This is a genomic window from Carnobacterium pleistocenium FTR1 (genome assembly GCF_000744285.1).
In the GTDB taxonomy this organism is placed as follows: Bacteria; Bacillota; Bacilli; order Lactobacillales; family Carnobacteriaceae; genus Carnobacterium_B; species Carnobacterium_B pleistocenium.
The window spans coordinates 814,382-836,874 of the sequence record NZ_JQLQ01000002.1 but is presented as its reverse complement, the minus strand read 5'-3'; the positions used below and the strand labels follow the sequence as shown (position 1 = coordinate 836,874).

General features: G+C 35.6%; 24 protein-coding genes. 2 read left to right on the top strand and 22 right to left on the bottom strand.

Going from position 1 to position 22,493, the window contains the following annotated elements; translation table 11 throughout:
• The first annotated feature begins 52 nt into the window (after positions 1 to 52).
• Together BP17_RS04195 and BP17_RS04190 are read left to right on the top strand one after the other, a co-directional pair.
• Positions 53 to 808, top strand: coding sequence for a hypothetical protein (locus tag BP17_RS04195; RefSeq protein WP_035051968.1), 756 nt, complete (start codon positions 53 to 55; stop codon positions 806 to 808).
• Between the two features lie 30 nt (positions 809 to 838).
• Positions 839 to 1,405 carry a P-loop NTPase family protein gene (locus BP17_RS04190; protein WP_035051966.1) on the top strand — a complete coding sequence of 189 codons (567 nt, stop codon included), beginning with the start codon at positions 839 to 841 and terminating at the stop codon, positions 1,403 to 1,405.
• A 36-nt stretch (positions 1,406 to 1,441) separates the two neighbouring features.
• Here the strand turns inward: BP17_RS04190 and BP17_RS04185 are convergent, their stop codons facing one another.
• From BP17_RS04185 to BP17_RS04080, 22 genes are all read right to left on the bottom strand, one after another.
• Positions 1,442 to 2,848, bottom strand: a complete 1,407-nt coding sequence (locus BP17_RS04185; RefSeq protein ID WP_198022504.1) for a sensor histidine kinase — start codon at positions 2,846 to 2,848, stop codon at positions 1,442 to 1,444.
• A complete protein-coding gene (locus BP17_RS04180; RefSeq protein ID WP_035051964.1) occupies positions 2,845 to 3,561 on the bottom strand; it encodes a response regulator transcription factor in 717 nt (238 codons plus the stop codon). The genes BP17_RS04185 and BP17_RS04180 overlap by 4 nt, the downstream gene beginning before the upstream one ends.
• A 151-nt stretch (positions 3,562 to 3,712) precedes the next feature.
• Entirely contained in the window at positions 3,713 to 4,555 is an 843-nt protein-coding gene (locus tag BP17_RS04175) for a 3D domain-containing protein (protein WP_035051962.1), read from the bottom strand.
• A 393-nt stretch (positions 4,556 to 4,948) separates the two neighbouring features.
• A complete protein-coding gene (locus tag BP17_RS04170; RefSeq protein ID WP_035051960.1) occupies positions 4,949 to 5,287 on the bottom strand; it encodes a single-stranded DNA-binding protein in 339 nt (112 codons plus the stop codon).
• A 416-nt stretch (positions 5,288 to 5,703) separates the two neighbouring features.
• On the bottom strand, positions 5,704 to 5,907 hold the full coding sequence (locus tag BP17_RS04165) for a DNA-directed RNA polymerase subunit beta (protein WP_035051958.1): 204 nt from the start codon (positions 5,905 to 5,907) through the stop codon (positions 5,704 to 5,706).
• A gap of 29 nt (positions 5,908 to 5,936) precedes the next feature.
• On the bottom strand, positions 5,937 to 6,929 hold the full coding sequence (gene mreB / locus BP17_RS04160; protein WP_035051957.1) for a rod shape-determining protein MreB: 993 nt from the start codon (positions 6,927 to 6,929) through the stop codon (positions 5,937 to 5,939).
• A gap of 433 nt (positions 6,930 to 7,362) precedes the next feature.
• On the bottom strand, positions 7,363 to 8,673 hold the full coding sequence (murA, locus tag BP17_RS04155) for a UDP-N-acetylglucosamine 1-carboxyvinyltransferase (protein ID WP_035051955.1): 1,311 nt from the start codon (positions 8,671 to 8,673) through the stop codon (positions 7,363 to 7,365).
• A 142-nt stretch (positions 8,674 to 8,815) separates the two neighbouring features.
• Entirely contained in the window at positions 8,816 to 9,049 is a 234-nt protein-coding gene (locus BP17_RS04150; protein WP_035051953.1) for a DUF1146 family protein, read from the bottom strand.
• A gap of 175 nt (positions 9,050 to 9,224) precedes the next feature.
• The gene (locus BP17_RS04145; protein WP_035051951.1) at positions 9,225 to 9,647 is read right to left on the bottom strand and encodes a F0F1 ATP synthase subunit epsilon; all 423 of its coding nucleotides are present in this window, start codon (positions 9,645 to 9,647) and stop codon (positions 9,225 to 9,227) included.
• Positions 9,648 to 9,660: 13 nt separating this feature from the next.
• The gene (atpD, locus tag BP17_RS04140; protein ID WP_035051949.1) at positions 9,661 to 11,067 is read right to left on the bottom strand and encodes a F0F1 ATP synthase subunit beta; all 1,407 of its coding nucleotides are present in this window, start codon (positions 11,065 to 11,067) and stop codon (positions 9,661 to 9,663) included.
• 18 nt (positions 11,068 to 11,085) lie between these two features.
• Positions 11,086 to 12,000 (bottom strand): F0F1 ATP synthase subunit gamma, encoded by a 915-nt coding sequence (locus BP17_RS04135; RefSeq protein ID WP_035051947.1) that lies wholly within the window; start codon positions 11,998 to 12,000, stop codon positions 11,086 to 11,088.
• Between the two features lie 15 nt (positions 12,001 to 12,015).
• Positions 12,016 to 13,563 carry a F0F1 ATP synthase subunit alpha gene (gene atpA / locus BP17_RS04130; RefSeq protein ID WP_035051945.1) on the bottom strand — a complete coding sequence of 516 codons (1,548 nt, stop codon included), beginning with the start codon at positions 13,561 to 13,563 and terminating at the stop codon, positions 12,016 to 12,018.
• 25 nt (positions 13,564 to 13,588) lie between these two features.
• Positions 13,589 to 14,131 (bottom strand): ATP synthase F1 subunit delta, encoded by a 543-nt coding sequence (gene atpH, locus BP17_RS04125; RefSeq protein ID WP_035051943.1) that lies wholly within the window; start codon positions 14,129 to 14,131, stop codon positions 13,589 to 13,591.
• The gene (gene atpF / locus BP17_RS04120; RefSeq protein WP_035051941.1) at positions 14,118 to 14,633 is read right to left on the bottom strand and encodes a F0F1 ATP synthase subunit B; all 516 of its coding nucleotides are present in this window, start codon (positions 14,631 to 14,633) and stop codon (positions 14,118 to 14,120) included. The genes atpH and atpF overlap by 14 nt, the downstream gene beginning before the upstream one ends.
• A gap of 95 nt (positions 14,634 to 14,728) precedes the next feature.
• Positions 14,729 to 14,941 (bottom strand): F0F1 ATP synthase subunit C, encoded by a 213-nt coding sequence (atpE, locus tag BP17_RS04115; protein ID WP_007720713.1) that lies wholly within the window; start codon positions 14,939 to 14,941, stop codon positions 14,729 to 14,731.
• Positions 14,942 to 15,021: 80 nt separating this feature from the next.
• A complete protein-coding gene (gene atpB / locus BP17_RS04110; RefSeq protein ID WP_035051939.1) occupies positions 15,022 to 15,765 on the bottom strand; it encodes a F0F1 ATP synthase subunit A in 744 nt (247 codons plus the stop codon).
• 788 nt (positions 15,766 to 16,553) lie between these two features.
• Positions 16,554 to 17,183 carry a uracil phosphoribosyltransferase gene (gene upp / locus BP17_RS04105; RefSeq protein WP_035051937.1) on the bottom strand — a complete coding sequence of 210 codons (630 nt, stop codon included), beginning with the start codon at positions 17,181 to 17,183 and terminating at the stop codon, positions 16,554 to 16,556.
• Between the two features lie 114 nt (positions 17,184 to 17,297).
• Entirely contained in the window at positions 17,298 to 18,545 is a 1,248-nt protein-coding gene (gene glyA / locus BP17_RS04100) for a serine hydroxymethyltransferase (protein ID WP_035051935.1), read from the bottom strand.
• A gap of 86 nt (positions 18,546 to 18,631) precedes the next feature.
• Positions 18,632 to 19,657 carry an L-threonylcarbamoyladenylate synthase gene (locus BP17_RS04095; protein ID WP_035051933.1) on the bottom strand — a complete coding sequence of 342 codons (1,026 nt, stop codon included), beginning with the start codon at positions 19,655 to 19,657 and terminating at the stop codon, positions 18,632 to 18,634.
• 59 nt (positions 19,658 to 19,716) lie between these two features.
• A complete protein-coding gene (gene prmC / locus BP17_RS04090; protein WP_035051931.1) occupies positions 19,717 to 20,565 on the bottom strand; it encodes a peptide chain release factor N(5)-glutamine methyltransferase in 849 nt (282 codons plus the stop codon).
• Positions 20,555 to 21,631, bottom strand: a complete 1,077-nt coding sequence (gene prfA, locus BP17_RS04085; protein ID WP_035051929.1) for a peptide chain release factor 1 — start codon at positions 21,629 to 21,631, stop codon at positions 20,555 to 20,557. The genes prmC and prfA overlap by 11 nt, the downstream gene beginning before the upstream one ends.
• Before the next feature lie 75 nt (positions 21,632 to 21,706).
• Positions 21,707 to 22,288 (bottom strand): thymidine kinase, encoded by a 582-nt coding sequence (locus BP17_RS04080; protein WP_035051927.1) that lies wholly within the window; start codon positions 22,286 to 22,288, stop codon positions 21,707 to 21,709.
• Positions 22,289 to 22,493 lie beyond the last annotated feature (205 nt).

The window sequence follows — 22,493 nt, the reverse complement described above, 5'->3', positions numbered from 1 at the left end:
CTTTATTACAATAGAAAGATAATCAATCCTTGCATTGAAAGGAGAGTTATTTTTGTCAATTGTTAAACGTGCTTATCGTCATTTACAGAATCATCCTTATTTCTTGTTTTTTATGTTTAGCTTTTATCTAGTATATTTTGCTATTACGTTTTTATTTGTTTTATTAGCAAAGCAATTTTCTGATTCTTCTGTCCAGTTAAACAGCATCATTGACTCTTTAGACTCTCAACAAATCTCATCTAATAGTCAATCCTTTAAAATTTTAGAAACAATTACGTCAAAATATGTTTCGGAATACAATTATACCCTTTTAATAATAGGTATTGTAGGTACGCTTAGTTTATTGATGATTCAGCTATGGTTAAGCCAAGTTAGAAAACACGAATATCAGACCTACCTTTTGTTGGGAGAACGCGTTCATAAATTGACAGCCCAACTAATCATTGAACAATTGCTTCTAATAAATTGTGTCCTTTTGCTTATTTTTACCTCTTTCAGTATTTTTACGACTCCCATAATGAATCAGGTTTCTCAAGTAGAAGCTGCTTCTTTACAATCAAAATTAGATGTTGATCTATCTTTGAACGATTCTCAAACAACTATTTCTTCATCGGACCTAGAAAAGAGGAATTTCACACGCTTCACTATTGATCCATTTTTAAAAGGTGATTTTGTTAACAACCGATTTTCTCAAAATAATACCTTACAAATTTTTTTTATCATCGTTGCTATAAACTTATATAGCAGCGTTGTTATTGGAATGCCAAACGCTATTATTCTATCTCTAAGAAGAAACAAACTTTTTTGACCAATCTTTCACTATTTGGGAGGCTACATGATGTTTAACCACATTTATAAAAAAAACATCGATCATAACCTATTTTTGGTAGAGCCTAAAACAATTTATACTTTTCTATCTATGCAAATGGACCTATCTTCCTTAATGAAACAATTAAACAGGCAATCTGGTTCCTTTCCAGGTTTGATTACTAAAGATACGACTTTTATTGACTATCTGACGATTAGAGAAAACCTACTCGTTGCTCTATCTTTAGCACCTAATAACTCTAAAAGGGACCTTGATCTGATAGTAGATGAAGTTTTAGAGGAATTACAGATACCCGATTCTTTAGCTGACCAACATTTTGATGTCTTGCCGGTAAATCTTTCTCTTAGACTGCAATTGCGGTTAACTGCTTTATGCAATAAAAAAATCATTTTAGTAGATGATTGGCTTAGCTATGAGTCTCCTACCGCTAAACAAGACTGGCTACTTTTGTTTCGTGAATTTACAAGAAAAACAGGCTGCTCGTTTATTCTTTTCACTCCTAATGAACAGCTCTTACCTATTAAAAATCAACTTAAGATGACTTCGACCTCTTACCTCTCAAAAAAAATCAGTTAAAAAAGCTAGGAGCCGCAGCTTCTAGCTTTTTTTATTTCATTCAATTGGAAAAGATAAGGTAAAGGTTGTTCCTTCATCTGGTGAGCTTTCTACTGTAACTTTTGCATTGTGAAGATTTACCAACTGTTGGACGATTGCTAACCCTAGCCCTGATTCGCCATATTTGGTATTTTTTCTTGAAATATCGGCTTTATAGTAACGTTCCCATATACTTTCAACTTCTTCAGCGGACATACCGATTCCAGAATCTTTGATTTTAATGATGGTTTCATTTTCATTAGCATAACCTATGATATTAATTTTACCATTATCTGTAAACTGGATCGCATTTTGAATAATATTTACGATGATTTGAGAAAAGCGATCATAATCGGCAAATAAGATTAGCTCTGTTGGACAATCTAGTACCAATTCATTACCCGAATCATTCGCTTTTCCTTTTAACTGTTCTACAATCATTTCTAGTGCTTCATACGCATTGAACCGTTGCTTTTGTAACATGATTTGATTAGAACGAATTTTTTCATAATCTAAATTTTCATTTACTAAGCGAATCAACCGACGTGTTTCATTTTGCATCAATTGAATGCTTCGCTGTTTCTGGTTCTCCGGAATCATGTCATGTTCAATGCCTTCTAACAAGCCATTAATCGTTGTTAAAGGCGTACGCATTTCATGAGCAGCATCTGCCATAAATTGTCTTCTTCGATTTTCTTGCCGTTCGATTTCTTCTTGAGAATATTTTAAAGAATCAACCATACTGTTAAAATCAGCTGCTAAATCATCAAACTCATCCATTTCTTTATTTTCTAATTGGATGGTGAAATCGCCTTTAGCGACTTTATGCGTTGCGCTCCTAATACGGTTGATCCGTTTCACTTGAAACTTAGCAAAAAGATAACTAGCCACTGTAGCTCCAATAAGAGAAAAGATAAAAGCACTAAATAAATTATTTCTTATATCCTTCAAACTAGATTCAATCATACTTACAGGTGCACTAACGGCGATAAAACCATAGAAATCACCCGTACTCTGAGTGAAAAAAGGCTGATAAACAATAGCAGTATTCACTTCGTTACCAAAAAAATCCGTATTTCTTTGCGTTAATGTTAAGGGTTTTCCGTTCTTCAACTTAGCTAAATCACTGTCTGAAATGCCACTTACATAATCATCTGTTGTAATAGGATAGGTCATACTATCTGTATCATCAAACACAAAAATCGATACACCTTGATTCTTTAAAATAATTTGCCCACTTTCTATCTTATCGGTCTGCAGATTTTCATCTATTAATGCTTCAGCGTAGCCAAATAATTGCGCTTCCGTACTTTGATAAGCTGTGTTTCGTGCAAATTGTAAAAAAGAAAATCCTAGAATAACTAAGACTGTCATCACTACCGCAAAAAAGGCCAACATTTGTTGGTAAAAGTAATTTATTCTCATGAAGTAACTCCGGAATCATCGTATTTATAGCCCACTCCCCAAACCGTTTGAATCACTTGTGGACCTGTTTTATCTATCTTTTGACGCAATTTCTTGATATGTGCATCAACTGTCCGTTCGTCTCCAAAATATTCATAGTCCCAAATAATCGTTAAAAGTTGTTCTCTAGAAAAAACCTGTCTTGGGCTTTTAGCTAATGTGTAGAGCAATTCAAATTCTTTAGGCGTTAAACTTTCAATTGGTTTCTCATACAGGATTGCCTCACGCGTTCTTTTATCCATTTTAAGGTGTTTTGTTTCGACTTCATAAGCTTTACCTTCTAATTTATCGGCTTCATCATTAATTAAATCTACACGTCGGTATAATGCTTTTATACGCGCAATCAACGTTAGTGGACTAAACGGTTTTGTGACATAATCATCAGCCCCTATTTCCAATCCAATAACCTGATCACTTTCAGAGTCTTTGGCTGTCAGCATAATAATAGGAATTGTTTTTGAAACTTTACGTATCTCACGACAAATTTGCATACCATCCATACTTGGTAAATTTAAATCCAACGTAACTAAATCCCATTTTTCGGAATCATTTAAAAAAGTATCTAATCCTAATTTGCCATCTTGGATAAAAGTTGCTTTCCATTCCTCTTTCATGAAAAACATTTCCATCATTTCACACACGGATTGATTATCTTCAATCATTAATATATTCATGGAATGACCTCTTTCTTTAAAAAAATTTCTCTAGTTTATTATACTCTTTTTAAACTTGCAACTAAAGCATCTTCCAAAATCATCTTATAAACTTCTTTATTTAGTCAAAAAGAAGTCGATGGAGTTAATTACCTCCATCGACTTCTCTCTATTAATCTAATAATGTTAATTCAACTTCTTGGATACCCCAAGTAAATGATTCATCCATACTTTCCATATGCAGATCCACACGGTTTCCATTGATTGCGCTCCCGGTATCACCTGCAATAGCTTCGCCATATCCTTCCACGAATACTCTAGTCCCTAAAGGAATAAAATCAGGATCAACAGCAATAACTTGAGGATTATCTCTTAGGTCTATTCCCATTGCAGTGATATTGGTTAATGCTGGTTGATTGCGACTATAAGCAGTGGCAACAACCGTTAACGTTTCTGCTGCATCGTCAGATACAGTATCGTTTGTTTCCATTATAGAGTTTGAAAGATCAACTTCATTTTCTACCTTTTCTTTCTTTTCCCATGTCAGCTTTTCAGGCTGAATAGTTTCAGGATCTAACGCTGTTTCTATTTCAATAGCTTCATTTATTTGTAACTGAGAATTCAGTGTTACCGATTCATTCCACTCCGCTAATTCGCTTGCTTCAACCTCAAAGGCTGTTGCAATATTTACAAGTGTATCGCCAGATTCTACTATATACTTAGCGGTGTTCGTTACTTCATCTACATCTTCCTGAGCTTGATCTTTAAAACTGACTGATTCTAACCGGTTCTCCTCAAATGAGAGATTGGTCATTACCGCTTGTACAGCTAATCTCCTATTTTCTATTAGAGGATCTAAACTGCTTTGTGCAAGGAGTTCTTCTGATTTGCTGCTTTTTATATTCTCTGATGTATCTCCAATTTTAACATTTTGAGTAGCTAAACTATTTTTGATTCCTAATGTCCCCAATGCTAAAATTAATAAAGCCATGATGGGCATACCTATTTTGTTCATTAAATTTTATCCTCCTATTCAGTACGAGGAATATCATATCATGCACGATATAGGCTTTGGTTACTTGGAAATTACGCATGTGTAACACAACTTTTTTTATCACCGTTTCCATTGAAACGATTGTAATGATTCTGAATATTCAACTTTTTAATTTTTGGAATTTTTTTCTCATAATCTGTAATTATTTTAACTTAAATACTTAAAACTGAAGCTTTCATTCTTTTATTTTTTCTAATCTCAAATTCATTTTACTTGTTATTTAATTTTAATTATCTTTTTTTTGTTAAGCTAGTATTACAAAAAAAATTATTCAATGAGCTATTTTATCAGCTTTTTGTTTTTATTTATCTTTAAATTGAGGTTTGTTACAAACTCGTAACATTTTTGTCGTTTTTATCCTGCTGCTGCTGCTTCTATCTTTTTATTTTGTAAAAAATGAACTTCTTCTACAACCATTTCAACAATAAAAACAGTTTCTTCTTCTTTATTGATATACGATCTTGATTGAATTCTTCCTGTAAGACCAACCATATGTCCTTTTTCACAATAAAGGTGCATCAACTTAGCCACTTGGCCCCATGCAACGATTGGGATAAAGTCGGCTTGTGGCCCATTTTCTTTTTTAATTCGTTTTGTCACTGCTAAAGTATTATTTATTACAACCTTGTCTTCTCCAATCTCTTTTAATTCTATTTCTCTGACCAAACGTCCAACTAATCCAATTTGATTCATTTTTATTCCTCCTTTTATTTGACTCTTATTGACTATCCGCAATTTCAATGCTTTTTGTTTTTTCTGTTATAACAAATACGGTTTGTTGTTACATAGAATCAGCGCAGTAAACTAAATCTCTCTTTAAATTAAGGTGTATGCCTATAACGAATCGTGAGACCGCCTAGGGACTATTTTGGGACGTGCTATCAATTACACTAACATCTATTTTATCGTTCCTGTAGCGGCAGATATAGACTTTATACAAAAGACATCTTGACTAATATTATTTTCCATCGATAGTTGGGGAATCATTTAAATAGATCTGTCGACTCTAAGCATGCTAGAAGGCAAATACAAAAAAAGCCAAATAACCAAAACAAAGATCTTTGTTTTGATTCTTTAGCTTTTTATTTTATAGGCTGTATAAATTTAAATCAGTTGACTATAGTTGGTTTTGTAAAGTAACTGAAAATGTGGACCCATGTGTCTTTTTCAAAAACAGCAAATGGGTCACCATCACCCAACACTCCATAACCAATCATCGCTCCAACAATAAAAGCCAGAACAATTAAGACGATCACAAGTATAATTTTTAATATGAATGTAACAATTTGAAGTCCTGTTTTTTCCTTAGCCATGGGCCCACCTCACTTTGATTAATCGATTTTTAAAATTTACGCTTTTTCTTAGTCATATTTTCTAATAAGATCCCTGTTCCTAGAGCAACAGAATCTAATGGTTGTTCAGCAGCAAATACAGGTACCTTCAATTGTTCAGAAAATAGTTGGTCAATACCGTCTAATAATGCACCACCACCTGTTAGAATGATTCCACGATCAATAATATCTGCAGACAATTCAGGAGGCGTTTGTTCTAAAACATCTTTAGCTTGTTGAACGATCATCATCATTGATTCAGCTGTAGCTTTTTGAACTTCATCAGAAGTAATCGTGATTGTTCTTGGTAAACCCGTAATCATATCACGTCCTCTTACTTCCATTGAATCATCTCGTCTGCCTGGAAAAACAGTTCCTACTTCTTTTTTAATTGTTTCAGCTGTACGTTCACCAATTAACAGTTTGTGCGTTTTTTTCACATACTGTGTAATTTCGTTATCTAATTGGTCTCCAGCAACTTTTAATGAACGGCTTGTTACGATTCCTCCCATTGAAAGAACAGCAATGTCACTAGTACCGCCACCAATATCGATGACCATATTTCCACTTGGTTGGAAGATATCCATTCCCGCACCAATTGCAGCTACTTTAGGTTCTTCTTCAAGATAGATATTTTTACCACCACTTTTTTCAGCAGCTTCAATAATCGCTTTTTGTTCAATTGTTGTTATATTTGTAGGACAGCAAATCAAAATATTTGGTTTTGAAAGGAAGCCTTTTACATTTAATTTATTGATGAAGTGAGTCAGCATTGCTTCTGTTATATCAAAATCAGCAATAACTCCTCCTTGTAATGGACGAATTGCACGGATGTTTCCGGGTGTACGTCCAACCATTAAGTATGCTTCTTCTCCAACTGCTAAAACACGTTTTGTTGTTGTATCGATTGCAACGACTGATGGCTCATTTAAAACGATGCCTTTTCCTTTTACGTGAATCAATACATTGGCAGTACCTAAATCTATCCCTATATCTCTAGCCATTACTTGTTTCTCCTCTCAAGCTCTTGTTCATTTAACATTGACTGCTCTCTTTTAACTAAAGCGGCCATCTAATGTACAATTATAGCATAATTCGTTTCAATCTCAAATGCAGAATTTAGACATTTAACTAAACTTAATATTTTCAGGTCTATAATTTTTAGTGTTGATAAATTAATTCAATTTCTAAAGGAATCAGGAGGCTTCGATGTTTAAGGTTCGATGGAAATTATACAACCTTAGCTCTTTATAAGTAACTTCGCCTATTCCAGAATAAATTTATTTTTGAAGCATCCACACTATTTGATATAGAAGCACATTTCCAAAAAAAATATTCTTTTAAGGACTAAGGACGGATACTCAAAAAAAAGCCTTATAAAGTGACAAGTGTCAACTTTATAAGACTTAGTTAAAATACATTATTAAACATGCGCTTTTAAGAGAACAAACCTTCAAGTTCTGCTTCTTCCAATTTGCTTTCTACTGATTCTTCAATTCGTTCTACATCTGCGCCTAACGCTTGTAGTTTTTTATGAAACTCAAAGTATCCACGATCTAGGTATTCTAAATGTGTCACTCTTGTATACCCTTTTGAAAATAAACCAGCTATGATCAAAGCTGCTGCTGCTCTAAGATCTGTTGCTGCAACCTCAGCTCCTTGTAATTCAGTTGGTCCATAGATAACTAACGTTTGTCCTTCAATTTTAAAATCAGCATTCATGCGACGCAACTCTTCCATATGCATAAAGCGATTTTCAAATACAGTTTCTTTCATTGTACTTGTTCCCTCAGCAAATAGTTGCGCTATTGTCATTTGAGCTTGCATATCTGTTGGAAAACCAGGATGCGGCATTGTTTTTACATCTGTTGCTTTTAATTTTTTAGGACCGATTACACGTAATCCATTTCCTTTATCTTCAAACTGAACACCCATTTCTTTCAATTTAGAAATTAAAGGCTTGTTGTGTTCAGAAACAGCATCCTCAATATAAATGTCTCCTTGAGTAACTGCTGCTGCGACCATAAATGTACCAGCTTCAATACGATCCGGTATAATGCTATGTTCTACACCTTTCAACTCGGTTACACCTTCAATACGGATACTTTCTGTACCTGCACCAATGACTTTAGCTCCCATACGATTTAAAAAGTTTGCTAAATCAACGATTTCAGGTTCTCGAGCAACATTTTCAATTGTGGTTGTTCCTTTAGCCAGTGTAGCAGCCATCATAATATTTTGTGTCGCTCCAACACTTGGAAAATCTAAGTAGATGTGAGCTCCTTTTAGTTGATCGGCGAATGCTTCAATATATCCATTTTCGATATGTATTTCCGCACCCATCGCTTCAAAACCTTTTAAATGTAAATCTATCGGACGTGTTCCAATTGCACAACCTCCTGGAAGAGCAACTTTTGCATGTCCCAAACGAGCTAGTAGAGGTCCCAATACGACGATAGATGCGCGCATTTTACTCACATACTCAAAAGGAGCTTCAAAATGCAGGCCTTTAGTAGCATTTAGGTTAATTTCTTTTTTAGATTGATCAAAGTCAACAGTTAAATTCAAGTGGCTTAAAACTTCATTGATAGAGAATACGTCGGACAAGATTGGAACATTAGTTAATTTAGTTTGTCCCTTACTTGCTAGTATTGAAGCAGCTAAAATAGGCAATACGGCATTCTTTGCCCCTTCTACTTTTACTGTTCCGGTTAGGCGTTTTCCACCTTTAACAATAATTTTTTCCATATGGTGTATCCCTCCAAAATTTTTCATTGTCTTTATCACAACGGTGTGAGGTAAATGGTACTAGACAACATTGAATAGTATAGCACGAAGCAAGGTAAACGTACAAATTTAACACGTATTTTGTAATAATCTTATTCAAATCTTAATAAAACAAAAAAATAAGATTTTGCGAATTTAAGATCAAATCGATAAAGAAAGTACTTACCGGATACCCTATAGTGATAGCTAAAAATAAGTAAAGAACCCGAGCTTGCCCAACATTATTTTTTTTAATAAATTTTTCTATTCTTATTCCTTTTAATGCCCAAAAAGAAAGCAAAATAAAAAACATATGAGAGATGATTGTAATTAAAGATTGCATACCTAAAAAGTTCATTTTTTTCTCTCTCTTCCTTACTAATCTACTATGATTTTAACATAAAAATAAATAGATAGCCTTTATTTTGTCTTCAATTTGTAATATAACATAATTCCTATTACAGATTTTTATACTGCAAAAAAAAAGGTTGGAATAAATACAGACCAACTGTATTTATTCCAACCATTTTAGACTACCTTCTTTGATGTTTAGATACTGAAATTCGATTGACAGCTTTTCTCAAAGAAATTTCTGCCCGTTTCGAATGGTTCTTGTTTTCAATTGCTTCAGTTTTTCGCAATTCTTCTTCTGCTAGTTGTTTAGCAACCATAGCTCGTTCGACATCAATGTCTCTTGCTCGTTCGGCACTATCTGCAATGATGGAACAAATATTATCTCTAACTTCCATAACCCCACCGTTGACAGCGATCCAATCTTCTGCATCAATTGAAACACGTTCTACTCGAACGGAATGGATCGTTAAGGGAACAATGATAGGGATATGATTTGGTAAAATACCTATTTCTCCATCTACTGCTTTAGCAATCACTCTTTTCGCTTGGTGATTGTAGACGATTCCAGCAGGCGTAACGATATTCACTTGCATTTCACTCATCTATTTTCACCTCCTAGTATCCCATTGATTGAGCTTTAGTCACAACTTCATCAATTCTTCCTACATTACGGAAAGCATCTTCAGGTAAATGGTCGTAACGGCCATCAATAATTTCCTTAAATCCACGTACGGTTTCTTCAACAGGCACAAAAGATCCTGGTAGACCTGTAAAAGCTTCAGCTACATGGAAGTTTTGTGATAAGAAAAATTGGATACGTCTAGCTCTAGATACAACGATTTTTTCATCTGCTGACAATTCGTCCATTCCTAGAATAGCGATAATATCTTGCAATTCACGGTAACGTTGTAAAATTTGTTGTACTTCTATCGCAACTTTATAATGTTCTTCTCCAACAATTTCAGGAGACAATGCGCTAGATGTTGAAGCCAATGGATCTACAGCAGGATAAATACCTTGTTCTGTTAATTTACGTTCCAAGTTGGTTGTTGCATCCAAATGGGCAAAAACAGTTGCTGGTGCTGGGTCAGTATAGTCATCCGCTGGTACATAGATTGCTTGAATGGATGTGATAGATCCTTTGCTAGTTGAAGTGATTCGTTCTTGTAGTTGTCCCATTTCAGTTGCTAGCGTTGGTTGATACCCAACAGCTGATGGCATACGACCAAGTAATGCGGATACTTCTGATCCAGCTTGTGTGAATCGGAAAATATTGTCAATAAATAACAATACATCTTGCCCAACTTCATCTCTAAAGTATTCAGCAATCGTTAACCCTGTTAAGGCTACTCGCATTCTAGCACCAGGTGGCTCATTCATCTGACCAAAGACCATCGCTGTACGTTTGATAACTCCAGATTCTTGCATTTCAAAGTACAAGTCATTACCCTCACGAGTTCGTTCACCTACACCAGTAAACACAGATATTCCACCATGTTCTTCCGCAATGTTATGGATCAATTCTTGGATCAGAACCGTTTTCCCTACACCGGCTCCACCAAACAATCCGATTTTTCCTCCTTTTAAATAAGGGGCTAATAGATCGATAACTTTTATTCCAGTTTCAAGAATGGCCGTATTGCTACTTAATTCATCGAATGCAGGCGCATTACGGTGAATTGGATTGCGTTTTGTATCTGCTGGAAAAGGTTCTTTCTCATCAATTGTTTCTCCTAAAACGTTAAACATACGTCCTAAGGTTTCTTCACCAACTGGAACAGAGATGTATTCTTCAGTATCAATGACATTCATGCCTCGTTGCAATCCATCTGTTGACTCCATTGCAATCGTTCTGATGACGCCATTTCCTAACAATAGTGCTGTCTCTAAAACAACTGTTTCATTTGTACTCTTATTTTTTTCAACAATGAGAGCATTATTGATTTCAGGCATAGTATCGTTAATGGGAAATTCTACATCCACAACAGGTCCTATAACTTGAACAATATGACCAATACTCATTCATTTTCCTCCATTCACTTACTTAGCCGCTGAAGAACCACTAATAATTTCTGTGATTTCTTCTGTTATAGCAGCTTGACGAGCCCGATTATATACAATCGTTAAATCATCAATAATGTTTTTAGCGTTATCTGTTGCACCCTTCATAGCTGTCATACGTGCTGCATGTTCAGCAGCCTTAGCATCTAAAATAGCTCCGTATATTAAGCTTTCAGCATATTGCGGCAATATAATATCTAAAATTTCCTCTTTAGAAGGTTCATAAATGTAATCTTGTTCATAATTTTTTACTTCCATTGCATCTAAATCGGAGAGCGGCAACATTTTCTCAGCGCGATATTGGAACATGATTGTATTTACATGATGATTGTAACAAACATACAACGCATCAAAAACTTCATTTTTATACATCTCGGTTGCTGTTCTAGCGATTGTCCGTACTTCTTCAAAAGAAGGTTGATCACTGATATCATTCAACTCATAAGCAACATTCATCCCTCTGGATTTAAAAAAGTCAGCAGCTGTTGAACCAACAGCCATAAAGACATATTCATCTGGAGAAGCATGATCTCTAGTAATCATGTCGACCGTTGATTTGATTACTGAACTGTTATACCCACCAGCCAATCCTTTATCGGAACTAATAACGATGTATCCGGTTTTTTTGATTGGACGTTCGACCAACATATCATGAAAGTCGATATTAGAAGGTGAGTTCGTTCCATACATTTCATTTTCAATCAAAGAGAGCTGATTGTGAGCTAAATGAGTAACGATTTCTCTTACTTTTTGCGAATAAATTTGAAATCCAGCAGCTGTATCTTCAGCTTTAGATAGTTTTGCGCCTGAAACCATTTGCATGGCATTCGTGATTTGACTTGTCTTTTTTGTTGACGTTATTTTCTTTGTGATTTCATTTAAAGAGGCTGCCATTCTTATTCACCGCCTTTAATTGGTTTGTATACTGTTTGTATCGGTTGAAGAATCAATATAATTAGTGAAAAAATTAGTAATGAATTCATTGATAACAGCATCCAATTTTTCTGTTTTTGGCAAATCTTTAGTTTCAACAATTTCAGCTAAAATTTCAGCGTGTTGATTATCTAAGAAATCATACAATTCATCTTCAAATCGACTCAATTCACTGACCGGTACTGAATCTATGAAACCGTGCGTTAGAGCATATAAAATAATGACTTGTTTCTCGACGCTTATCGTTTGGTGTAATCCTTGTTTTAAGATTTCTACTGTTCGATGTCCACGATTTAATTTTGCTTGCGTAGCTGCATCTAAATCTGATCCAAATTGAGTAAAGGCTTCTAATTCACGGAAACTAGCTAAATCTAAACGCAATGTTCCGGAAACTTTTTTCATTGCTTTGATTTGAGCTGCTCCTCCAACACGAGAAACGGATAATCCTGCTGCAATAGCTGGTCGAATGCCTGAATAGAACAGATCGCTTTCCAAGAAAATTTGTCCATCTGTAATAGAGATAACATTTGTAGGAATATAAGCAGAGATATCTCCTGCTTGCGTCTCAACAAACGGAATAGCGGTCATTGAACCACCACCAAGTTTATCGCTTAATTTTGCAGCACGTTCTAATAGACGTGAATGCAAGTAAAAAACATCTCCAGGATAAGCTTCACGACCTGGTGGACGACGCAATAGGAGTGACAGTTCACGGTAAGCTGATGCTTGTTTAGTTAGATCATCAAAAATGATTAACACATGTTTGCCGTCGTACATGAATTCTTCTCCAATAGCAGATCCAGCATAAGGCGCAATATATAGCAATGGAGCTGGTTGAGAAGCACTTGCCGTCATAACGATCGTATAATCCATTGCACCATATTTTTTCAATACTTCTACCTGATTACGTACCGTTGATTCTTTTTGTCCAATTGCTACATAGATACAAATCGTATCTTGACCTTTTTGATTTAAAATCGTATCAATAGCTAAGCTAGTTTTCCCAGTTTTACGGTCCCCAATAACTAATTCCCGTTGTCCACGACCGATGGGTACTAATGCATCGATTGCTTTGATTCCGGTTTGTAAAGGTTCATTGACTGAATGACGGTCCATAACACCTGGAGCTTCAGCTTCTATTGGACGTGTTTTAGTGGTAAGAATTTCTCCTAGACCATCAATTGGTTGTCCTAAAGGGTTTACTACCCGCCCAATCATTGCTTCACCAACCGGCACTTGCATAATTTGACCAGTACGTTTAACAATATCGCCTTCACGAATACCAGTAAACTCTCCTAGAATAATAATCCCAACATCGTTTACTTCTAAATTTTGTGCCATGCCAAAAATTCCATTCGAGAATTCTAATAGTTCTCCTGCCATTGCATTTTCTAATCCATAAGCACGAGCAATTCCATCACCTACGTAACTAACTGTACCTACTTCATCTATTACTAATTCACTTTTGTAACTTGCGATTTGTTTTTTTATTAGTGAACTAATTTCTTCTGCTTTTACGCCCATAAATAAACTCACCTCATAACTTCTTTTATCGAATCAATTGCTTTTCTAATGCTTCAAAGTTAGAACGAATGCTTCCATCATAAACTTGACTTTCAGCTTCTATGATGACTCCGCCTAAAACATGTTTATCCACAATAGTATGCAGCAATACTTTTTTTGCATCTAATTTTACTTTCATTACGTTTATTAAATGTTCTTTTTGTCCATCCGTAAGTTCAATTGCTGTAGTAACTTTAGCTACGACTGTTCTATTTTTATAATCGTATATTTTTTCAAATTCATTTACAATATCTCTGATATTACTAATTTGATTATAGTCATAAAGCATATGGAAGAAACTTTGCGTATTTGTTGGAAACTGTTTAATTAAGTCTGCAAGAAGATGGTCTCGTTTAAACTTATCCAATCGATGGTCTACTAAAATCGCACCCAAATTAGGGATCTCTTCTAGTACTTGACGAACATCCATTATATTGTCGAATGAAACATCAACCAATCCTTTTTCTTTTGAATCTTGGTAAAAGGCATCAGCAAGCTGGCGAGAATTCATATTTCTATTTAACTTCATTATTATTCGCCAACCTTTCGATATACTCTTCTATTAATTCAGCATGCCCTTCATTAGATAATTCTTTGCCAATCAATTTCTCAGCAATATCAAGAGAAAGACGACTGATATCATTTTGTGCACTTGCTAATGCTTGTTTTCTTTCTAATTCTATTGATTTTCTTGCTTCTTCTTTTAATCGAGCAATTTCTACTTTAGCAGCTGCCAATTGTTCTTTTTCCAATTTATCAGCCGTGTCTCTAGCTTGTTCAATAACCGCACTTGCTTTATTACGTGTGTCTTCTAATTGTTGTTGTTGCTCTTTAAGCAATCGTTCTGCGTCTAATTTTTTTGATTCAGCATCATCAATATTTCTTGCAATCAACTGTTCTCGTTTTTCCATCATTGCCATCAGAGGTTTCCAAGCAACCTTCTTCAATGCCAACATTAATAGTAGAAATGAGACCAAAGTAACGATTGAATCTCCAACTGTTATTTGCCCTACAACCAACGGACTAAGCATTTTCCACACTCCTTCACCTATACTTCAATGGTGCTTTAAAAGAACAGGTAAAGAGACTGTTTATTCTCTACCTGTCAATTTTTAAAAAAATATTTTTATTGGAAAACTAAAATAAAGGCGATAACAACTGCCATGATTGGAATAGCTTCTACTAATCCAACACCGATATACATTAATGTTTGTAATTGACCTTTCATTTCTGGTTGACGTGCGATTGATTCAATTGTTTTTGCTACAACCTTACTTGAACCTAGTGCTGCCCCAATGGCTGCTCCTGCTACTGCTATTGCTGCTCCTATTAAACCCATAATCTATTTCCTCCTAATACTTATCTTTACTATTTCTGCTTGTTTATTATTGATATTGATACTATTTCAATTTGATTACCTTATGCTGCTTCTTTCAGATGTTCTGTACTCTCTTCGTGTTCAACTTTATGAGAAAGATAAACCATCGTCAGTGTTGTAAAAACAAATGCTTGTATACTTCCGATAAAGATAGAGAATCCTTGCCATGCCATTCCTAAAGGAATACCAACTATCCAAGTGAATACTCCTTGGCTTTGAGCTAAAGAAGCGATCAATCCAAGTAAAATTTCTCCAGCATAAATGTTTCCATAAAGACGTAGCGCTAAAGTTAATGTATTTGTAAATTCTTCAAAGATTTTAATTGGAAATAAGAAAGGAACTGGTCTAACAAAACTATTCATAAAGTAGTTTTTTGCTCCTTGTTCTTGCACTCCAAAATAATGTGTCATGACAATTACCATAGCTGCTAATGTTAATGTGATTACTGGATCAGCCGTTGGACTTTTCCACATTTGATAACCATCAATCGTTAGCATTAAAGGTAGCCCCATCATATTTGAGACAAATACAAATGTTAAAATCGTAAAACCTAGTAATCTGAATTTTTCTGATTGTTGCTTAGACATCGCACTTGAAGCAATGTTTCCAGTAAAATCGACTACCCATTCAATAAAATTCTGCTTACCTGTTGGCTTTATTTGTAAATTTCTCGTACAAATAAACGCAATCAAGAATACAATCACGCACGCTGATACTGTTACGATTGTATTGGTGACATTAAAACCTAAGCCAAACAACGTAACAATCGGATTTTCGTGATCCACAACGTTCACCTCTTTCCATAATTAAAATCTATAATTGCAAATAACAAATTGAGAAATACATTTTGTGAAAATTATTATTCCACTGATTTCACATGCTCATTTTAGCATATACTAGCTTTCTTTCCTATTCAAATGGATTAAGTAAAATTCACTTTGATTCATTTAGCAATGTAAAAAATACTGACTAATTCCTAAAACAATTCCTCTTTTTTCACTGGCATTTGTTATCATACCACCATTCGATTTAAAATACAAAAAGAAAATGAAAAACATTTCTAATTTTCAACAAATCGTTACCACTAAGCGTTTTCCAAGCATTTAATTTCAAAAAATAGTCTGCAGATTTCTATCTTTTTTGTATTGATTTGCTTTAAAAACATTCTTTTTAATCTATCTCCCATTTTATTAAATGACAATTTTCAGGCGTCCGTTTATGTCTTAAATATTAAATAGGTTTTGTATTCGTTCTCTTTTTCACTATATCTCCTTTTTATTCACTTTTTTTCTATTAAATTCATCTTTTTTTATTACATTTGTAAAAAAACAAAATTGAGCATTCTCATTTTTGTCTTTTTTCATTAACTTTTTATATTTTCTATTTAAATATCATAGGAGAAATGAAAACTATTTTAGCTTTATCCGAACTCCAACTTTTTAGACCACCTTAATAAGAAAAATTACATTGGGAAAACAAAAAAAAGAGCTACAAACTATAATTTAGTTTGTAACTCTTTTTATGGTTGGTTGTTTATTTATCGGTTAAAGGTGATATATTTTCTTTGTTGCTATTACATTGTGCCGAATAATCGATCGCCGGCATCTCCTAGTCCAGGTAAAATATAGCCATTTTCATCTAACCGTTCATCTAAAGCTGCTGTAAAAATATCTACATCAGGATGAGCTTTTTCTAAAGCTGCTACACCTTCTGGAGCTGCAACTAGGCAGACAAATTTTATCGTTGTAGCTCCACGTTTTTTCAATGAATCGATTGCTGCAATAGCTGATCCACCTGTAGCAAGCATTGGATCAACAACTAGTAATAAACGTTCATTGATATCTGATGGCAATTTAACGAAATACTCTACCGGTTCCAAAGTTTCATGGTCACGGTACATTCCAACGTGTCCAACTTTTGCCGCAGGAATTAAATCTAACATTCCATCGACCATACCCAATCCAGCTCTTAGAATCGGAATGATCGCAACTTTTTTACCAGCCAATTTCTTTTGAACAGATTTTACTAAAGGAGTTTCGATTTCTACATCTTGTAAAGGCATATCTCTAGAGACTTCAAATGCCATTAAACGTGCAATTTCATTAACTGCTTCTCTAAAATCTTTCGTTCCGGTATTCTTATCGCGAAGAATGGTTAATTTGTGTTGGATTAATGGATGATCCATAACTTGAACTTTCGACATTGTATTCAGCCCTCATTTTTCAGTATTTTTAAACATTTCCATTGTAAAGGATATCAGCTTTCAGTGCTACCTTTTTAACGGTTTTTTCATTCTATTTGTTCTACTAATTTAAGGCTATTTACTTTTTGAATCATATAAAGGGTGTTTAGCAGTTAATTGATGAACTTGCGTTTGGATAGCTTCCATTTTTTCAGCATCTCCATTAGCTGTCAATGTTTCAATAATCAATTCTGCCACTTTTTTAGAAGCTTCTTCATCAAAGCCTCTTGTTGTAATAGCAGGCGTTCCAATTCGAATGCCGCTTGTTTTAAAAGGACTCAACGTTTCAAATGGAATCGTATTTTTATTGACCGTAATGCCTACGTTATCTAAAAGAACTTCCGCTTGTTTGCCATTTAGACCAAAGTTTGTGACATCGAATAACAACAAGTGGTTGTCAGTTCCGCCACTTATCAAATGACCTTTAGATGCGGTAAAAACGGCTTCCATTGCTTTTGCATTTTTAATGACTTGAGCTGCATAAACTTTGAATTCTGGAGCAGACGCTTCTTTTAATGCAACGGCTTTAGCTGCGATAACGTGTTCCAATGGTCCACCTTGAATGCCAGGAAAAATGGCACTATTTAAAGCTTTACGGTATTTTTCTTTAGCTAAAATCATTCCACCGCGTGGTCCTCTTAACGTTTTATGGGTTGTCGTTGTGACGACATCTGCAAAGGGAATTGGATTTTGATGTAATCCGGCGGCAACTAATCCGGCTATATGAGCCATATCGACCATCAAGTATGCTCCAACTTCATCTGCTATTGCTCTAAAGCGTGCAAAATCTATTTTTCTAGAGTAGGCACTCGCTCCAGCGATGATCAATTTCGGCTGATGTTGCTTGGCAAGACCCTGAATCACTTCGTAATCTAGTTCTTCTGTTTCTTTATCTACACCATAAGAAATAAAATGATAAGTTTTTCCGCTGAAATTTACAGGAGAACCATGTGTTAAATGTCCGCCATGTGTTAGATCCATTCCCAATACAGTATCTCCAGGAGTCAATAAAGCATTGAAAGCTGCCATATTTGCACCAGAACCTGAATGGGGTTGAACATTTACATATTCAGCTCCGAAAAGTTTTTGTGCCCGCTCAATAGCTAGATTTTCAATAACGTCGACAAACTCACAGCCACCATAATATCTTTTTCCAGGATAGCCTTCTGCATACTTATTAGTTAAAATGCTTCCTTGTGCGGCTAGTACTGCTTCAGATACAAAGTTTTCTGAGGCAATTAATTCAATATTCTGCTCTTGACGATTGTTTTCTTTTTCAATAGCTTCAAATACTTCATTATCAAAATTCATGTTGTTCTTCATAAACCAACCACATCCCTCAATAGTTTTAATTGCTACTTACTTACTTACTTACTTACTTACTTACTAGCTTGCTTAACTTTTTTGATCTACTCTTGTTCAAAAAAATGATTGCCTGCTGCCTTTTGGAGCCGATTCATATACGCTTCTCCCAAACCATTTTGAGTATACGCTTGGGCTAAAATTATTGTGGCCTCTGTTGTTTCAAAAGACCTTAGTCCTGAGTATAACAATCTTGAAGCCTCATTGATATTTTTATTTTCGCCTAATGAATAGATAGCACTTACATTTGCTTGAAATTGGTGCAAAATCTCTTGATCTGCTAATAGTCCAATTTTCTCCCCTTGCCTTTGATACGTTTCAATTGCTTTCTCCCATACGCTCTTATCCCCAGTGACGATCACTACCGGTTCATTTGGACTATAATGGGTGTATTTCATCCCTGGAGCTTTAGGTGCCTCATCGCTTGACAACAGGTGTCGATCGACATAAACCGTCCCAATAACCTGCTCCAAAGCTTCTTTCGTCGTTGCACCTGGCCGCAAAATCATAGGGCTATCCGGATCTGTGATGTCTAGAACCGTTGATTCTAATCCTACCCCTGTTTCCCCATCATCTAGCACACCAGCTATTTTTCCTTTCAAATCATGGAAAACATGTTCTGCCGATGTTGGACTGGGTTTACCAGAAGTGTTGGCGCTAGGTCCGACAAGTGGTTTTCCCGACTCTCGGATCAACTGCAACGTTAACGCGTTATCCGGCATCCGTATGGCTACACTATCCAAACCTGCCGTAACGGTTGGTGCAAAAACATGTTCTCTAACTTTAAAAATCAACGTCAATGGTCCCGGCCAGAAAGCCTTCATCAATTTCTTAGCTACTTCAGGTACTTCTTGGACATACTGCTCAACTTCTTCGATTGCCCAAACATGCACGATCAAAGGATTATCAGTCGGTCTTCCCTTTGCTGAATAAACTTTTTTTACTGCTGCTTCATTTGTGGCATCTGCTCCTAATCCATAAACGGTTTCTGTAGGAAAAGAAATCAGTTCACCTTGTTGCAGTTTTAGAGCCGCTTTAAATACTTCTGAAGGTCGATAGATAATAGTTTCCACAATTAGTCCTCCGTTCATTTCAAAAAAATCATTCTGGTTCTATAACTATGTTGAATTTTTTAGCTCGTTTTAACTCGGATCAAGCGGTCATTTCGACTCATATCTTTTTCAATGGTCACTTTAGCATTAGGGAAAGCCTGTTGAAAAATTTTTTGAACTCTCTCCCCTTGTTTAAATCCAATCTCTAATAAAATTTCACCACCTGGATTTAAAATAGCTGGCGTTTCTTCAGCTAATCTTTGATAAATGGCTAATCCATCATTTTCAGCAAATAAGGCTACATGCGGTTCATAATGTAAAACACTCTCATCCATAAGGCTGATCTCATCATTTGAAATATATGGCGGGTTCGAGAGAATAACATCGAACGTTTCTCCTTTTACCGGTTGGGTCAAATCACCTGCTAGAAAACGAACTTCTGCCTGTAATAAGGCAGCATTTTCTTGGGCCACCTTTAGAGCTCTAGAGGATAAGTCAGTCGCCGTTACTTCAAAAAGAGGTCGCTCTTTTTTGATGGTGATCCCAATGATTCCTGAACCCGTTCCAATATCTAAAACTGATAATTTTTGATCCGAAAACGTTTCCTTCAAAAATTTATCCACAATTTCTTCTGTTTCCGGTCGCGGAATCAATGTATCTTTAGTTACTTTAAATTTACGTTCATAAAACCAGCCATATCCTAGTATTTGTTGAACAGGCATCCCTGAACCATGGTTGGAAACATCTTGTAACAGCTGGTGTTTCACATCCGAGGGCATCACTTCATTTAACTGCATCATAACGTCTGTTTTAGTCCAGTTTAGCCGTTCTTTTAATAAAAGTTCAGCAGCATTGGGTTCTCTTTTACACATTTCTAAAAAAGAAGAAGCCCATTTCAGGACTTCTCTATAGGTTGCTTTACTCTTCATGTTGCAATTGCTCCATTTTGGCTGTTTGATCATTCAAAATCAACGCATCAACAATTTCATCTAATTTACCCGATAGAATTTGATCCAATTTTTGAATCGTTAATCCGATACGGTGATCGGTCACTCGACTTTGTGGGAAATTATAGGTACGGATGCGTTCCGAACGATCTCCCGTTCCAATAGCTGATTTCCGTTCTGCATCATACTCACTTTGAGCTGCTTGTCGGATATGATCAAACACTCTGGCACGCAATACTTTCATTGCCTTCTCACGGTTTTTAATTTGCGAACGTTCGTCTTGCATTGCCACAGCGATTCCTGTAGGTAAATGCGTCAACCGAACGGCAGAAGCGGTTTTATTAACGTGCTGTCCACCAGCTCCACTTGCGTGGTAGATATCTGTCCGGATGTCTTTATCTGGCAGATTCAATTCCACTTCTTCAGCTTCCGGCATGACCACTACTGTCGCAGTTGAGGTATGGATACGGCCTTGCGATTCAGTTGAAGGGATCCGTTGAACACGGTGAGCGCCGTTTTCATATTTTAATTTAGAATAAACATTTTCTCCCGTGATCATTAAAGTGATCTCTTTGTATCCACCGATATCCGTAATATTAGCAGCTAAAACTTCAGTTCTCCAACCTTGTGCATCAGCATATTTTTGATACATATTAAACAAATCCCCAGCAAACAATTGGGCTTCATCTCCACCAGCGGCTCCACGAATTTCCATGATGATATTACGATCGTCATTTTCATCTTTAGGCAACATCAAAACTTTCATCGCTTCTTCGATCTCTGTTTTTTCTTTTTTTAAATCACTTAATTCTTCTTTAGCCATTTCAGCCATTTCATTGTCTAATTTTTCACCAAGCATTTCTTCAGTGTCAGAAATAGCTTGACCAACTTCTTTGTAACGGCGATAAGTTGCAACAGTCTCGCGAATTGCTGCTTCTTCTTTCGTCAGTTTCATCAATCGTTTTGTATCAGTAACAACCTCTGGGTCACTGAGCAATTCATTTAATTCTTCGTAACGTCCTTCAACGCTTTCTAATCTATCAAACATAGTTATTCTCCTCTTCTTCTAAGCCTATTGTATCGTTGTGTCTTTAGCGGTGCTTCTTTCGCAACACCACTAACGTTACAAATCGTCCTTCAATAGGGGATTGAAGTAATGTTTGCGACATACCGGAAAGTAACTTTCATTGCCCCCTATTTGGATTTGTTCTCCTGAATAAACGGGCTTTCCATCGATCATACGCATGTTCATCGTTGCTTTTTTATGGCAGTACCAGCAAATTGTTTTCATTTCTTCAATCTTATCTGCGTATAGCAATAGGTATTTTGAGCCTTCAAACAATTCATTTTTAAAATCATTTTTCAATCCAAATGCCATAACTGGAATTTCTAATTCATCTACAATATGAGCCAATTGGAGCACATGCTCTTTTGTCAAAAATTGCGATTCATCGATCAATACACATGCAGGGACATCTTTTAATGCTTTGATCGTTTCAAAAATATTGGTTTCTTCAAATATAGCAATACCTTCACGTCTTAAACCGATCCGACTTGATACTAGCCCAATCTCATCTCGATCATCTAAACCGCTAGTCATGATTGCTACCGGCTTATTTTGTTCTTCATAGTTATAGGCTACTTTTAAAATTTCAATCGTCTTTCCACTGTTCATTGCTCCGTATTTAAAAAAAAGTTGTGCCATATCGTTTTTCCTCTTTTCTCTCGTAGGAATCCATTATGAATTATACGTTAAAACCAACCAAAAGTGAAGCCCTCTATCCTACCTTTATAATAGAAGATTCTTACACCAAATAGAAAAAAAGAGCTGAATTTTGCCTTTAAAGGACAAGTTAGAGAATATTTAACAATTTCACAAGAAATATATGCTAGAATATCTAAAGTAGCAA